Genomic DNA, 15,169 nt, shown 5'->3' on the forward strand with positions numbered 1-15,169 from the left:
CGTGGCCCGAGCGGCCGGTCAGGCCCCTGCGGCGGCATTGAGGGCGGCGGCCCGGTCGGTGCGTTCCCAGGCGAAGTCCGGCAGCTCCCGGCCGAAGTGGCCGTACGCGGCGGTCTGGGCGTAGATCGGGCGGAGCAGGTCGAGGTCGCGGATGATCGCCGCCGGACGCAGGTCGAACACCTCGGAGACGGCCTTCTCGATCCGCTCCTGGTCCACCGTGCCCGTGCCGAAGGTCTCCACGAACAGGCCGACCGGCTCGGCCTTGCCGATCGCGTAGGCGACCTGGACCTCGCAGCGGGCGGCGAGCCCGGCGGCGACGACGTTCTTGGCCACCCAGCGCATCGCGTAGGCGGCGGAGCGGTCCACCTTCGACGGGTCCTTGCCGGAGAAGGCGCCGCCGCCGTGCCGGGCGTAGCCGCCGTAGGTGTCGATGATGATCTTGCGGCCGGTGAGGCCGGCGTCGCCCATCGGGCCGCCGATCTCGAAGCGTCCGGTCGGGTTCACCAGGAGCCGGTAGTCGTCGGTCTCCAGCTTGATGTCGTCCTCGGCGAGCTGCGCGAGGACGGCCTCCACGACGTGCCGGCGGATGTCGGGCACGAGCAGTTCGTCCAGGTCGATGCCGGCGGCGTGCTGCGAGGAGACGACGACGGTGTCCAGGCGGACCGGACGGGTGCCGTCGTACTCAATGGTGACCTGCGTCTTGCCGTCGGGGCGCAGGTAGGGGACGGTGCCGTCCTTGCGCACCTCGGTGAGCCGGCGGGACAGGCGGTGGGCCAGCTCGATCGGCAGGGGCATCAGATTCGGGGTCTCGTTGGTGGCGTACCCGAACATCAGGCCCTGGTCGCCGGCGCCCTGCTGGTCGAGCTCGTCCTCATCGCCCTCGACCCGCTTCTCGTACGCGGTGTCGATGCCCTGCGCGATGTCCGGGGACTGGGCCCCGATGGACACGGAGACGCCGCAGGAGGCGCCGTCGAAACCCTTGGCGGAGGAGTCGTAACCGATGTCCAGGATCTTCTCGCGCACGAGGGTCGGGACGTCGGCGTAGGCACGGGTCGTCACCTCGCCGGCGATATGGACCTGACCCGTGGTGATGAGCGTCTCGACGGCTACGCGCGAGGACGGGTCCTGCCGCAGCAGCTCGTCGAGGATGGCGTCACTGATCTGGTCAGCGATCTTGTCGGGGTGGCCCTCGGTCACGGACTCGGAGGTGAACAGGCGACGGGACATGGCTCTCCAGAGGGGTGCGTGGTCGGACGGTGGGCGTGCGCGGGCTCACCCCGCACGTTCCGCGGCAGCTCGGAGTACTGGAGCAGCCGCCGGTCACCCGAAGGTGCGCACGGCGGTCGCGCCTCCCACCGTCGTCCGCGGCGCTTGAGAACGGTTCGAAGGGTGCTCGACCCGGCCGGGGAGGCCCGGCCGGGGAGGCCCGGCCGGGGAGGCCCGGCCGGGGAGGCCCGGCCGGGTGCGTACGCTCAGCTGCCGACGAGGGCGATGCGAGCGGGGTCGGTCCTCGGGACGGCGCGGAGCGGCCTGATCTCGGCCACCACCGCGGCCAGGGCCTCGGCGAAGTCATCGATGTCCTGCTGCGTCGTGCCCTCGTCCAGCGAGACGCACAGGGCCGTGGTGGCGGTCGCGTGCCGCGCGAGCAGCGGCGTCTCGTCGGCCACCGTCTTGCGCACCGCCACCCCCCGCTCCGCGAGACCGCGCCGGATGAGCGCGGCGGACAGCTCCGGGTGGTGGAAGGCGAGCATCGCCGAAGGGTGCCGGCCGGGTGCGAGCAGTTCGACGCCCGCCACCCCGGCGACGGCCCCGCGCAGCGCGGGGATCAGACCCTCGTACGAGGGGGCCGGCCGTGCGGCGCGGTGGGACAGGACGGAGGCGAACGCGGCGACCGCGGCGGTCGTCGGTACGGGAGAGGCGAGGGCGGCCGCCCGCGGCGCCTCGTCGGCCACCTCCGCCCGGGACAGCGCGTCGCGCAGCCTCGCCGACACGTAGGCGAAGCCCACCGAGCGCGGGCCGCGCAGGAACCGCCAGCCGTCGCCGGTCAGCAGGTGGCAGCCGATGTCCGCGATGTCGACGGGCAGCTGGCCCAGTGAGTACGCCGCGTCGACGGCGTACAGGCAGCGGTGCGGGGCGAGCAGGCGGCCGATGGCCTCGACCGGGTTGACGATGCCCCGGTTCGCCGGGACGTGGGGCACCGAGACCAGCGCCACGGAGTCGTCGATGTGCGCGCTCATCCAGTCGAGGTCCAGGTCCCCGTCGGGGCGCAGCGGGACGACCTCGAGCCGGCAGCGGGTGCGGTCGCGCACCGAGCGGAGCGTGGCGAGGTGGGCGGCGCTCTCGTAGGGGGTGGTCCAGACCCGGTCGCGTTTGCCGAGCGCGAGACCGGACACAAGCGCGTCGAACCCCGCCGCGCCGCCCGTGAACAGTTCGGTGTGCCCGTCGGGGGTGTTGAGCAGGCGTTCGAGCCGCTGGTGGACCTCGCCGTGGACGAGGTCGCCGACCCGTTCCTCAAGTTCGTGAGGCCCGAAGCGGTCCTCCACACGCACGCATTCGGTGAGGACCGTGCGGACCGGGTCAGGCATACGGCCCTGACCTGCCGTGTTGAGGTGGATCATCTCCAGGCCCTCCCCTGTGCCAGACATTGCCAATATGGTTGGCAATACATTGCCTACAGAATGGAGAACTTGGCAATCCACGCTCCAGCAGCGCTCTAGTCCGGGCGTTCCGGCACAGCACGTCATGGGCGGCTCATCAAGGGGAAGTCAGCAGGTCTCCCGTTGCCCGCGGAGCCGTAATTCGACTGTCTCCGCAGGTCACATGCGGAAAGCGGGACAGGTCACGGCGAATGCCGGGAGGGCGCTCCAGCTATCGGTTTGCCGGGCTCCAGGGATTCTTGAGCACATCCCGAGCGGAATCCAAGGCACAGTTGTCAATCTTCTTGCCAAGGAGTTGCACACACCGGCAGAACCGAGTCACAGAGGAGTCAGTCATGAAGGGTCTCGCCCGCGGACTGGTCGTCACCGCCACGCTCACCGCCGCCCTGTTCACCGCGGCAGGCGTCTCCGCGGCCGACATCGGCTGGCCCGTCGCCCCGTCCACCACGGACTCCGCGGCGGACATCGGCCGGCCCGCCGCCTCGGCCACCACCGACTCCCCGACCGGCGACATCGGCTGGCCCGTCGCTCCGAACGGCGACATCGGCTGGCCCGTGGCCGGCGCGTGACGGGCGGCGGGCAGCACTCGGCACCCCGCCCCGCGTCACAGCGGGACGGAGCGGAGTTCAGAAGGGGTCAGCCGGAATCAGCGGGGACCGGCGGAGATCAGCCGGGACCGGCCGGGACCGGCGGGGGTCAGGCGCTGTCCGGCTCCTGGACGAGGCGGGGCGACGGCAGCACGGGCGCGGCACGCAGCTGGGTGAGCGCCTCGGCGAGAATGCGCCAGATCTCGGCGGCCAGGTCGATGTTCCCGCTGGCCTGCGCCTCTTCGGCCAGTGCGCCAAGGCCCTGGACGCCGCTCTCGTCCCCCTCCAGCACACTCAGCTGGTAGCGCAGGACATCGAAACGCACCCGGTCGCGGTACGTCATCAGCTCGTCCCTGGCCAGCCCGGCCAGCAGCGTACGGGCGTCGTCGTAGCGGCCGGTGACGAACGCCAAGTCCGCCTTGAGGCCCGCCATTTCCTGGTCCAGCGCCTCCGTGCGGACGAACACCAGGGCTGCTTCCGCCTCGGTGATGCGGCGCTCCGCCGCCGCCGGGTCGGCCGGAGACCGCTGCAGATACAGCCGTCCGGCCGCGATCCGCAGCCGGACCCACAGGGTCAGGTCCACGGCACTGGAGAATCCGGCCAGCGCCAGTTCCAGGATGTGCTGCGCCCCCGCGTGATCGCCCTGCCGCACGCGTACGGCGGCCACCGTCCACAGCGCCTCCGCCCACAGGGTGTCCGAGCGCCCTTCGACCAGCTCCGCCAGTTCGTCGGCGTGGACGCGCGCGTCGGGCAGCCGGCCCGCCTCCGTCTCCACGGACGCCAGGGCGAGCAGCACGGCGGCCCGGTCCTCGACGCCCAAGTCCGCCTCGCAGGCCAGCCGGTGGGCGTCCTCACTCATGACAAGGGCGGCCTGGATCTCGCCGACGGACCGTAAGCAGCGGGCCAGCCGGGTCAGGCCGCGCACCCGCAGCTCGGGCAGCGCGACCTCGTCGCCCAGGCGGACCAGGTCCTCCAGGTGGGCGCGCTCCCCCACGTGGTCGCCCTTCAGCCGGTGGGACTGGGCGAGCAGCCACAGGGCCTGCCAGCGCAGGGCGGGCGCCTCGTGGCTCTCGGCCGCGTACGCCTCGCGCAGGACGTCGATGGCGGTGCCGGAGCCGGTGGAGGTGGCCAGCGTGAGCGCGTGCGCGAGCGAACCCGCCGCCGGCTCCTCGAATTCGGAGGGCTGCAGGCCGAGCCGCTCGGCGAGATAGGCCACCGCGCGCTCGGTGGGCTGGCGTCCCCCGGATTCCAGCCGGGAGAGGTACCCGGTGGACATGCCTTCGCCGGCCAGGGCCGTCTGGGACAGGCCGCGGGCCAGGCGGATCTTCTTCAACCGGCTTCCGAATGCGGGCTGTCGCAGCATGGACCAATTCCTCGGAGAGCAGCGGTCAGGGACGCGTACACGAGAGGAGCGGCCGCGGAGAACGAACGGGCGGGCCGGGGCCTCGGTCGGACATCGAGCCTACGGCCGCTGACAACATCCGGGCAAACGTTTGCCAGACTCCGCGACCCGGTCTCCGGCAGGGCTCACGCGGCCCTTCGGCGCTGCTCAAGTCCCCCTCGACCGGGCCCCGAGTGGATACCGAGCATTTCGAGGCAGAATGTCGAGCAGCCGTGCCGAGCGCATGTCCTCACAGGGGGAGTCGCTGATGAAGTGCCTGGTGACAGCGTCGGGGCCGGAGAAGTCCGATGACGACATCGGCTGGCCGAAGCGGTCGGTCAGCTCCGGGGCAGGATCCGGCGCGGTCCGACCTCCGGATGGCCCGGACGACGCCACTCCCGTGGGTAGCCGACCGAGACCTCCTCGAAGCGCACGCCGTCGTACCAGGTCGTGCGCGGGATGTGCAGGTGCCCGTAGACCACGGTGTGCACGGAGAAGCGGGTGTGCCAGTCGGCCGTCAGCTCGGTGCCGCACCACTGCGCGAACTCCGGGTAGCGCAGGATGTCGGTCGGCTGCCGTACCAGCGGATAGTGGTTGACGAGGACGAGCGGAAGAGCCGGGTCGGCCTCGGCGAGCCGGGCCTCCGTCGCCTTCACCCGGGCCCGGCACCAGGCGTCGCGGGTCGGATACGGGTCCGGGTGGAGCATGAACTCGTCGCTGCACACGACCCCGGACTTGTACGCCAGGTCCAGTGACTCCTGTTTGCCGGCGGCCTCGGGCACCCGGAAGCTGTAGTCGTACAGCAGGAAGAGCGGTGCCACCGTCACCGGGCCGCCGGGACCGGTCCACACGGGGTACGGGTCCTCGGGGGTGACCACCCCGAGGCCGCGGCACATCTCCACGAGGTGGTCGTAGCGCTCCACGCCCTTCAGCTGGAGCGGGTCCTCGCGGGGAGTCCAGAGCTCGTGATTGCCCGGTGTCCAGAGCACTTTGGCATAGCGGCCGCTGAGCAGGTTCAGCACCCACTCGATGTCGTGGGCCATCTCGCCGCAGTCGCCGGCGACCACCAGCCAGTCGTCGTCCGATTCCGGGCGCAGCATCCGCTCCACGAGCGTCCGGTTGTCCGAGAACGCGGCGTGCAGGTCGCTCACGGCCCAGAGGGTCGCATTCTCCCGGTGCGGCATATGATGTGACCTTTTCGTCGTTTCCGGTATCGCTCCAGCCGTACACGACTACTGTCGCCCAGGATGAACGGAACCGGGCACCCCGGCCCGGTGCGCGATCCGGACCCGGGCCCTCCATGTCCTCCCCCGACGGGACGGGCCCGGGTCGGGGCGCGTCCGGTCTCAGGCGGCGAACAGATCGAACGTCGACGTCCGCCGGGGTCCCGACAGCACATCGAGCAGCGGGTCGACCGCCAGCATCGCCTGGTGCAGCCGCTGCAGTTGCGGCGAGGGCTCGACGCCCAGTTCCTCGATGAGCCGCGTGCGGAGCCGCCGGTACACATCAAGTGCGGAACTCTGCCGGCCGGAGCGGTAGAGGGCGACCATGACCTGTGAGTGAAGCCCCTCGTGGCGTGGGTGACGGGCGGTCAGCTCCATGAGTTCGGCGATGAGTTCCGTGTGCCGGCCCATCCTCAGGTCCGCGTCGATCCGACGCTCCACCGCCACCAGACGGCTCTCCTCCAGCCGCATGGCCTCTATCTCAAGGACCGGGCCGAGCCGTACGTCCACGAGCGTCTGACCGCGCCACAGGTCGAGGGCGGAGCGAAGACGCTCGGCGGCCAGTGCGTTGTCACCCTCCTCGAAGGCGATCTGCCCCTCACGCGCCAGTTTCTCGTAGACCCGGACATCTATATTCAATTCCGGTATCTGCAGTAAGTAACCGCCGTGCCGAGTGGCCAGCACATCCTTCACGCCGTCACGCGAATCCGGACCCATTGCCGTGCCGAGTCTTCGGCGCAGCTGGAGAATATAGGTCTGCAAGGTGGTGAGTGCACTCTGCGGCGGATTCGAGGCCCAGATCTCCTCCATCAGCGTGGGTACCGGCACCACTCGGCTTGGATAAAGCGCAAGCAACGCCAGGATCTGGCGGGGCTTGCCGGCCGTCGGGACGATCGACCCGCCGTTGACCTCGGCCGACAACGGCCCCAGAAGCTGAACCCTCATTCCGCCCTCCCCGTTGGCGTCCGCTCGCCCATGGCCTTGAGTGGCCAGAAAGCTGCGCTGGGAAGCAAGCTATCGGGTCAGGACCCACCGAGTGTTTTTCTCCAGCGACTCTGTAGCGGACTTCAAATAATTCGGTTTACGCAAGCTCTCGGTCTTTCATTTCCCATGGCTCTTCCGCCGGAAAGAGCCGACCTGTAGCGGAATCATTGCGCTGCGTCAGCTGATCGGCACGGCTCCCGCTCCGCCCAGCGGCAGCACGGAGCCGTTGAGGGGGTTGCGCCCGTCGTCGACCGGGGTCGCCAGCAGGGACTTGTGCAACCGCGCGAGCCTGGCCGACGGCTCGATGCCCAGTTCGTGCACCAGGGTGTTGCGCAGCCGCCGGTAGAGCCCGAGGGCCTCGCCCCGGCGTCCCGACCGGTGCAGCGCGATCATGAACTGGGCGTGCAGGTTCTCGTGGGTGCGGTAACGGCTCACCAGAACCGTCAGCTCGGCCAGCAGTTCGCGGTGGCGCCCCAGCCTCAGGTCCGCGTCGATGCGCTGGTCGAGGGCGCACAGCCGGGTCTCCTCCAGCCGCTTGACCTCCATGCCCAACTGCCCGCCCGTCTGCACCCCGGAGAAGGGCGATCCGGTCCACAGCTCCAGCGCCTGCCGCAGGGTTTCGGCGGCCCTGGGGTAGTCGCCCGCGTCCATGGCGCGGTATCCGATGCCGGCGAGCCGGTCGAACTCCCGTACGTCGCTGACCCCGTCGCCGCTGACGAGCATGTAACCGCCGGGGGCGGTCACCAGGACGTCCTTGGAGGTGCGTGCAGGACGGTCGGCGGGGTCCTTGAGGAGGGCCACAGCGATGAGGTCGCGCACCTGGAGCACGTAGGTCTGGAGAGTCGTGCGGGCGCTGCGCGGCGGCTTGTCCCCCCACAACTCCTCGACAAGGACCGACACGGGCACCACCTGGTCGGCGTGCAGAGCCAACAGAGCGAGAACCTGACGTGGCTTCGGCGCGGTAGGGGTGATGGACACCCCGTTCTCACGCACCTCCAGCGCACCCAGAGCATCTATGTCCACGCAGCTCGCCTCCCTGACTTCCCGTCCTGTGTGCACAAGGCTCACATTAAAAAACAGCACAGGCGGTTTGTCAATCGACCCGTAACGCCCAACCCCCTTGAGACAAAAGGGGTTTCGGGTGACGTTTGACCCTGTATTACTGGGGCGGGTTGCCGTGTTTTCGGGATGGCAGGTCGGCGTGCTTGGAGCACAGCATCGCCAGGGAGCGGATGAGCACCCGACGGGTTTCGGCGGGGTCGATGACGTCGTCCACGAGTCCGCGTTCGGCTGCGTAGTACGGGTGCATCAGCTCGGTCTTGTACTCCTTGACCATGCGGGTGCGCATGGCTTCGGGGTCCTGGGCCTCGGCGATCTGGCGGCGGAAGATGACGTTGGCGGCGCCTTCGGCGCCCATGACGGCGATCTCGTTGGTGGGCCAGGCGTAGGTGAGGTCGGCGCCGATGGACTGGCTGTCCATGACGATGTAGGCGCCGCCGTAGGCCTTGCGCAGGATCAGGGAGATCCTGGGCACCGTCGCGTTGCAGTAGGCGTAGAGCAGCTTCGCGCCGTGGCGGATGATTCCACCGTGCTCCTGGTCGACGCCGGGCAGGAAGCCGGGGACGTCCAGAAGAGTGATGATGGGGATGTTGAAGGCATCGCACATCTGTACGAAGCGTGCGGCCTTCTCGGATGCCTCGATGTCCAGCACGCCCGCGAGGGCCTGGGGCTGGTTGGCGACGATCCCGACGACCTGGCCGTCCATCCGGGCCAGCGCGCAGATGATGTTGCGGGCCCAGCGCTCGTGGATCTCCAGGTAGTCCCCGTCGTCGACGAGCTCCTCGATCACCTTGTGCATGTCGTACGGACGGTTGCCCTCGGCCGGCACCAGATCGTACAGCCCCTCGCCACGGCGGTCCGCCGGGTCGTCCGTGGTCACCGGGGGCGGGCTCTGACGGTTGTTCTGCGGAAGCAACGACAGCAGGTAGCGGACCTCGGCGATGCAGGTCTCCTCGTCGTCGTACGCGAAGTGCGCGACGCCCGAGGTCTCCGCGTGCACGTCGGCCCCGCCGAGGCCGTTCTGGGTGATCTCCTCGCCCGTGACCGCCTTGACGACGTCCGGACCGGTGATGAACATCTGCGAGGTCTCACGGACCATGAACACGAAGTCCGTCAGGGCCGGACTGTACGCCGCGCCGCCCGCACACGGACCGAGCATCACGCTGATCTGCGGAATGACACCCGACGCCCTGGTATTGCGCTGGAAGATCCCCCCGTACCCGGCAAGCGCCGAGACACCCTCCTGGATACGGGCACCCGCACCGTCGTTCAGCGAGACCAGCGGCGCACCGGCCGAGATCGCCATGTCCATGATCTTATGGATCTTCGTCGCATGGGCCTCACCCAGCGCACCACCGAAGATCCGGAAATCATGCGCGTACACGAACACCGTCCGGCCATCCACCGTGCCCCACCCGGTGATCACACCATCGGTATACGGCTTCTTCCCCTCCAGACCAAAACCCGTCGCCCGATGCCGGCGCAACTGCTCCACCTCATGAAACGAACCCTCATCCAGCAGCAGGGCAATGCGCTCACGCGCCGTCAGCTTGCCCTTGGCGTGCTGCGCTTCCGTCGCCCGGTCGCTCGGCCCGCGCAGCGCCTGCTCGCGGATCGCGTGCAGTTCGGCCACCCGCCCACCGCCGTCTCCCGTCCCCTGCTCCGTGAGCCCGGAGGCCGTCGCCACAGCCATGTCAGTCCTTTCCCCCAGTACGTAGACCATGTCCGTCACCGCCAGCTGCCGGGCGCCCGGTAGGCCGCCCGCGGCTCCGGCCACCGGGGCCACTCCGGCTCCAGCCGCTCGCCGTCCCGCTGACGGCCCCGGGCGCGCAGGCCGAGCAGCAGGACGGTGAGCGCCGCCACCTCCTCGGCGTCGGCCCGCCCCCGCTCGACGCGCAACAGGTCACCCGCCCCGTACTCGCTGATGTCCAGGTCCCTCATGACGGCCTCCTCAGACTCGTTCGATACGCCCGACGGGCGTTCTCGCCCCGCCGGCATCCGGCCGCACGCACCCGACCTCCAGGGCGTTTCGTCTGGATCGGGCCGGGCTCGCGGGGTCCGGCCCGATCCGAACGAAACGCCCTAGGTCCGGCCCGTCACCACCGACCGCAGAGCGGCCGCGAGGGCGTCCGCGCTCGCCTCGGCGCTCCCCGTGCCCGCCATCACCACGACCGGGACCCGGCCGGGCGCGACGGTGCGCGCGATCTCGTACGCCGTCACCGCGCCCGGCCCGCACCCGCACAGCAGCAGTCCGCCCCCGCGCACGGCCTCCACGAGAGCGGACGGCAGGGCGAGCGGCGGGCCCTGGCAGCGCAGTTCGACAATGCGCTCAGGACCTTCGTGCAGGCGGGCGAAGCGGTCGTAGGCGCCGGCCACCACACCCTCCTGCGCGATCAGGCAGATGACGTCCGCGCCGGGCTCACCGCGCCGCAGCGTGGTCAGGGACGGCGCCCGGGGCACCCGCGCCCGGGGCGGCCGCACCGCCGCACGCGGCACGTCCAGACCGTCCAGCACCTGGACGAGCTGCGCGACGGTGGTGCCCGCGTCGGTGAACTCCGCCAGCGCACGCAGCATCCGCACACACTGCGAAAGCAACAGCGCGGCGTCGTCGTCCCGCAGCACCGCCCGGTCGTACAGCGAGGTCAGACCAAGGCTCCCGTCGGGCTCGTGGCGCGCCACGAGCGTGACCGCGGCGCCGCTGCCGCCGACAAGGCGCGGCACGTCGACCCGGATGCCCTGGGCCTCCAGTTCCGCGCGCACGGCCGGAACCATCGGCGGCCTGCTGTCGAAATCGACCGTGGTGTCCGCCGCCCGCACCTCGCGGCCGGTCCACTGGCTCAGCAACTCCTCGCTGACCCAGGGGTAGTTGGCCATGTCCAGTCCGGCGTCGCGCAACCGGAGCATCAGCACCTCCAGCGGCTCCGCCGGGTCCACGGTCACCGTCAGCGGTGCGCAGCCGCCCAGCAGGCCCGGCACATCGGCCGCCCCCGACAACGCGACGTCCCGCCCCGAAAGACGCACACCGAAGGTCACATGCCCCGGGCGGACGGGGGACTCGGTGGCCCGGTGCAGCAGCAGCGCCCACACCAGGTGCAGCGCGCTGCACTCCCCCGCGCCCCGGGCGGTCGCCCAGGACCTCAGCCGCAGCACCTGCGCGGGGCTGAGCCGGCGCCGTATCCGGGCGTCCCCGCTCTGCCGCGTGGGGCCGCTCGGCCGGCCGGGGCCGTCCGCGGCGTCCGGCGGCGGGGCAGCCCGGGACCAGTAGGCGCGTGCGGCGTCCGGGGACTGCGCGGCCAGCCAGCGGGCGTGGTCGCGGACATCGGGGCGCCGTTCCCCTCCGGGCAGCGCCCCGCCCGCCAGATAGGCGCGGTAGAAGGCCCGCAGGAGGACGTGCACGGCACGCTCGTCCAGCAGCGCCCGGTGGTACGTCAGCAGGACGCGGGTGGACGGTCCGGACCCGTCGGCTTCGGGCGGGGCGTCCTCGAACAGCGTCAGCCGCAGCAGCCCCGCCCGGTTCAGCGGGAAGCCCTGGGCCCGGTCGTCCGCCAGCAGCTCGTTCCAGGACCGGAACGCCGTACGGGAGCGGTGGGCGACCTCGATGTCCGCGTGGTCGTGCAGCACCAGCCGGGGGGTTGCCACCCAGTCGAACGCGCTGCGCAGCACCACCTCACGGGCCGCCACCGACTGCCAGGCCGCCACGAAGCGGTGCGGGTCCAGCGGGCCCGTCCAGCGCAGGGCCACCTGCTCGATGTGTCGGCCCGGATCGTCCGGCGCGCGGACGGCGGCCCGCACCCGTGCGCTCTGGGTGCCCGAAAGCGGCACGGTCCGCGCGCCCCCCGGCAGCAGCAGGACATCGGCGAGCAGTTCGGGCGACAGCGGCGTCCGGCCACGGGCGGTGTCACGCGGGACGAGCGTCAGCGTGTGGTGGCTGTCGGTCCGGCTCGTGAACAGGACGGAGAAGGCGTGATGGCGCTCGACGAGCCGGGCCGCCAGCCGGTCGGCCTCGGCCTGTGTCAGCGCCCCGTGCAGCTCCAGCACATGCGAGCCGTCCGGCGTCGTCGCGGACGCCGTATGGGTCACGCACAGGACGCCGCCCGGGTTCGGGCGTCCACCGTTCATCCCCGGTCCCGCGCGCCCTCGTCCTGGGCGGTGGACGTGCCGGTGGCCGCGGACGGGTCCGCCGCCCGGACGGGCGGCGCACCGCGGTGGGCCTCGCTCACCAGATACCGGTCCTGGACCCGGTGGGTGTCGAAGGTCCAGGCGTCGGCGTCGGGTGCGGGCGCGGCCAGCCTGGTGCGCCCTTCGGCGTCCTCGTCGAAGCCCACCCGGGAGAAGCTGTGGCGCAGGCCGTAGCCGAGCGCCTTGGTGTACGCCTCCTTCAGGGTCCACAGCCGCAGCAGCTCGGCGCGCTGTCGCTCGGCGGGCATCACGGCCAGCCGGCGGGCCTCGCGGGGAGTGCACATCTCCTCGCCCATCAGATCGAAGGGAATGGACCGGTCGGCCCGTTCGATGTCCACGCCGATCGCCCCCGTGCCGCTCACCGCAACGACGAGCAGTTCGTCGGTGTGCGCCAGGCTCAGCGAGAGCTCGTCCCAGCCGCGCACCCCGGGCCGTCCGCCGGGCCGGAAGGTGAAGTCGATGGCCTGGACGGGAACCTCCAGCGCCGCGGCCACGGTGTACTTCATGACATAGCGCGAGGCGGCGAACCCGAGCCGCTGCCCGGTACCGGGGAACTGCCGGTAACGGGGCCAGTCCCGGCCCAGCATCCGGCGCAGCTCGGGGTCGAGCAGCGCGGCCGGCGCCCACACCCCCCACGTGGTGTGCACGACCACGCGCCCCGCACTGCTGAAACGGTCCTGCACTACGTCCCAGGGGCCGTCGGGGCAGTTCACGTACACCGGCGCCCCACCCCCGGCGGCGGCGGTCACCACAGAATCCTGGTGGCATGGAGGTCGGTGTCGGCACTCAGCCGGTCGCGCCGGGCCAGCTCCGCCTCGACACCCGCCTGCGCCGCTTCGAAGGGGCCGACCGGTGGCAGGCCGAGACGCTGGACGCCACGGGCGAGCGCGACCGGCGCCCAGCCCCCGGAGGCGAGGAAGCGGCTGCCGCCGTACGCGGCCGCGTCCCGGCCGACCGCCAGCACCACGCAGACCATGAGGAGTTGGGCGTACCGCTCGGCCGCGGCCGCGCCCGCCCCGGGCACTCCCCGCTCTGGCCCGGTCAGCAGTCTGCGCTCGGCGAGCAGCCGCCGCGCCGCCCGGACCTGCCCGGAAGCCGCTCCGGCCGCGCCGGGGCCGCCACGGGCCGCCGCGGCGTCGAGGACACCATGCAGCTCTGCCTCCCAGTCCACGGGCGGCACCTCGCCGCCGGCCACCGCGTCCCCCCGCACCGTGCCGGGGCGGTTCGCGGCGCGGCCGCCACCGGGGCCCGCCGACGACGGCAGCGCGCGGATCAGCTGGGCCCTGCAATCGGCCGTCCCGCTCGCCTCGCGCACCCGGGACACCCCGGCCGCCGTCCGCAGGCACCACCGCAGCGCGGGGCTGTCGGGCCCATGGCCGCACTCGCCCAGGGTGAGCACGGCCTCGTCCAGGATCTCGGCGGCCAGGGCGGGCACGACACAGCCCGCCGCCGCGCGCAACGCCCGTCCCGTACCGGGCGAACGGCTCAGTGACCGCAGCGCCACGGCCGTCAGGCTCTCGCACGCGAGCAGGTCGGCGAAGCTCCGGGCGAGCGAGGCACGCCAGCGCGAGAGCCCCGGTGTCCGCCGCTCCCCTTCGGCGACGGCGCGCACCGCCGCACGCAGCGCGGTTCCGGCCGCGGCGGCCAGTGCCACGGGCCCGAGCAGCCGGGCCAGTTCCACGCTCCGGTCCGGCAGCGGCCCGTCGGGCCCTTCGGCGGACAGGACCGTGGTGACGGCGGCGTGACCGTGCTCCAGGTCGCGGCGGAACAGCGGGCGCAGGGCCGCGGCCATCACATCGCCACCGGTGAAGTGCCCGCCCTTGCCGGCCGGGCGGATCTCCGCTTCGACGATGCCGGCGAGCGCGGACAGCAGCCGCCGTCCGCCCTGGTGGGCCAAGGCGTGGTGGCCGTACGGATTGGCCCGGTCGCGCGGGTCCCCGAGCAACGCCTCAAGCCGCCAGGCGCGCTGGATCGCGGCGGCCGGCAGCGCCGCCGCCGCGTGGAAGGGCGGCACGACGGCCGGCGCGACCGCCCGCTCGTCCCGCAGGAGCGATCCCTGCCCGCTCACACCCATCGGCCTTCCTCCTCGTCGGTCCTGCCGGTGCGGTCGGTCACCCCACGTGGCGCAGGGCGCTCTCCGCATGCCACTTGGCCAGCCCGAGGATCTCGGCGGAGGCCTCCCCCAGCCCCGTACGCACCTCGTGGCGCGCGTCGGTGAGGGTGGCTTCGGCGCCGAGGAACGAGGCGAGGGCCTCTTCCCTGAGCATCACCCAGTGCGTACAGACCACCGTGAGACCCGTACTGTCCGGCAGCAGGGTCCACCGGACGGTGTGCCCCGCGAGGATCTGGGGCGCCACCACGTCCTTGTGGACGATGCATCCGGCGGCCGGGAAACAGAGCCGGACGGCGCCCGATGTGACGGTGTCGCCGCCGTCCCAGGCAGTGCTGTCGATGTCGACGATCTGCACGCCCGGGGCGTCCGTGCTGACTTCGGTCCACTCGATGTGCGGCACGAGGTCGGGCCAGTCCTCGACGCGTTGGAGAAAGTCGTAGACCAGTTCCGGCGGCCCGGTGGTGCGGACGCTGTCCGAGAAGGCGAGCAGCAGTTCGTCCAGCCGCTCCCAGCGCTCGGCCACCGCCTTGACCTCGTCCAGCCGGGCCCTGACCTCCGTATCGAGATCCTGCGCGGCCGCGTCGGCCCAGGGCAGCGGGAAGGGAGATACGCCCAGTTCCCTTCGCAGGCTCAGCACACTGCCGCCGTTGGCGTCGGACGTCACCCGCCATACGCCGCACCCGATGACCCGCTGCGTCACGGGATCGATCCGCTCGGTCTCGATGGTTCTGGCATGCGGGTGCAGGCGCCGGCGCACATGCAGGGCGCGCAGGCCGTCGCTCGTCATGTCCCACAGGTGCAGCAGTTCACGGGAGCCGTCACCGTCTATGCGCTCCGTATGGATGTACGACGGAAACAGCACGGGCCATCGGAGCGGGTCCGCGAGCAGGCCGTAGACCACGCCGACGGGAGCCGCCACCGAGATCGCGTATTCGGCCACATGTGCCTGGTGCGAGGACATCCCTGCTGGCCCCCTCTCCAACGGC

Annotated in this window: 13 protein-coding genes; 1 reads left to right on the plus strand and 12 read right to left on the minus strand. The window is 71.7% G+C overall.

Features of this window, described 5'->3' with window-relative positions; all coding sequences use genetic code 11:
* Positions 1-18: 18 nt before the first annotated feature.
* Together metK and P8A18_RS33885 are read right to left on the minus strand one after the other, a co-directional pair.
* On the minus strand, positions 19-1,227 hold the full coding sequence (metK, locus tag P8A18_RS33880) for a methionine adenosyltransferase (RefSeq protein WP_306061604.1): 1,209 nt from the start codon (positions 1,225-1,227) through the stop codon (positions 19-21).
* A 245-nt stretch (positions 1,228-1,472) separates the two neighbouring features.
* Positions 1,473-2,645, minus strand: a complete 1,173-nt coding sequence (locus P8A18_RS33885; protein WP_306061606.1) for an aminotransferase class V-fold PLP-dependent enzyme — start codon at positions 2,643-2,645, stop codon at positions 1,473-1,475.
* A 347-nt stretch (positions 2,646-2,992) separates the two neighbouring features.
* Between P8A18_RS33885 and P8A18_RS33890 the strand changes: the two genes are divergently transcribed.
* Complete coding sequence (locus P8A18_RS33890) at positions 2,993-3,226, plus strand: hypothetical protein (RefSeq protein ID WP_306061608.1); 234 nt, start codon at positions 2,993-2,995, stop codon at positions 3,224-3,226.
* A gap of 127 nt (positions 3,227-3,353) precedes the next feature.
* Here P8A18_RS33890 and P8A18_RS33895 read toward each other — a convergent pair whose 3' ends face one another.
* The 10 genes from P8A18_RS33895 to P8A18_RS33940 all read right to left on the minus strand — a co-directional run bounded on the left by P8A18_RS33895 (position 3,354) and on the right by P8A18_RS33940 (position 15,144).
* A complete protein-coding gene (locus P8A18_RS33895) occupies positions 3,354-4,607 on the minus strand; it encodes a helix-turn-helix domain-containing protein (RefSeq protein ID WP_306061610.1) in 1,254 nt (417 codons plus the stop codon).
* A 356-nt stretch (positions 4,608-4,963) separates the two neighbouring features.
* Positions 4,964-5,809 (minus strand): metallophosphoesterase family protein, encoded by an 846-nt coding sequence (locus P8A18_RS33900; protein WP_306061612.1) that lies wholly within the window; start codon positions 5,807-5,809, stop codon positions 4,964-4,966.
* Between the two features lie 162 nt (positions 5,810-5,971).
* Positions 5,972-6,793: an AfsR/SARP family transcriptional regulator gene (locus tag P8A18_RS33905; protein WP_018555420.1), complete on the minus strand. Its 822-nt coding sequence runs from the start codon at positions 6,791-6,793 to the stop codon at positions 5,972-5,974.
* A gap of 216 nt (positions 6,794-7,009) precedes the next feature.
* Complete coding sequence (locus tag P8A18_RS33910; RefSeq protein WP_078622687.1) at positions 7,010-7,855, minus strand: AfsR/SARP family transcriptional regulator; 846 nt, start codon at positions 7,853-7,855, stop codon at positions 7,010-7,012.
* Positions 7,856-7,991: 136 nt separating this feature from the next.
* A complete protein-coding gene (locus P8A18_RS33915; RefSeq protein WP_306061615.1) occupies positions 7,992-9,584 on the minus strand; it encodes an acyl-CoA carboxylase subunit beta in 1,593 nt (530 codons plus the stop codon).
* A 35-nt stretch (positions 9,585-9,619) separates the two neighbouring features.
* Positions 9,620-9,832, minus strand: coding sequence for an acyl-CoA carboxylase subunit epsilon (locus P8A18_RS33920; RefSeq protein ID WP_306061617.1), 213 nt, complete (start codon positions 9,830-9,832; stop codon positions 9,620-9,622).
* A 141-nt stretch (positions 9,833-9,973) separates the two neighbouring features.
* The gene (locus P8A18_RS33925) at positions 9,974-12,010 is read right to left on the minus strand and encodes a condensation domain-containing protein (protein ID WP_306061619.1); all 2,037 of its coding nucleotides are present in this window, start codon (positions 12,008-12,010) and stop codon (positions 9,974-9,976) included.
* Positions 12,007-12,819: a 4'-phosphopantetheinyl transferase family protein gene (locus P8A18_RS33930; RefSeq protein WP_306061621.1), complete on the minus strand. Its 813-nt coding sequence runs from the start codon at positions 12,817-12,819 to the stop codon at positions 12,007-12,009. The genes P8A18_RS33925 and P8A18_RS33930 overlap by 4 nt, the downstream gene beginning before the upstream one ends.
* A complete protein-coding gene (locus tag P8A18_RS33935) occupies positions 12,816-14,138 on the minus strand; it encodes a hypothetical protein (protein WP_306061624.1) in 1,323 nt (440 codons plus the stop codon). The genes P8A18_RS33930 and P8A18_RS33935 overlap by 4 nt, the downstream gene beginning before the upstream one ends.
* 43 nt (positions 14,139-14,181) lie before the next feature.
* On the minus strand, positions 14,182-15,144 hold the full coding sequence (locus P8A18_RS33940) for an SRPBCC family protein (protein ID WP_306061626.1): 963 nt from the start codon (positions 15,142-15,144) through the stop codon (positions 14,182-14,184).
* Between the last annotated feature and the right edge of the window lie 25 nt (positions 15,145-15,169).

The organism is Streptomyces sp. Mut1 (assembly GCF_030719295.1).
GTDB lineage: Bacteria > Actinomycetota > Actinomycetes > Streptomycetales > Streptomycetaceae > Streptomyces > Streptomyces castrisilvae.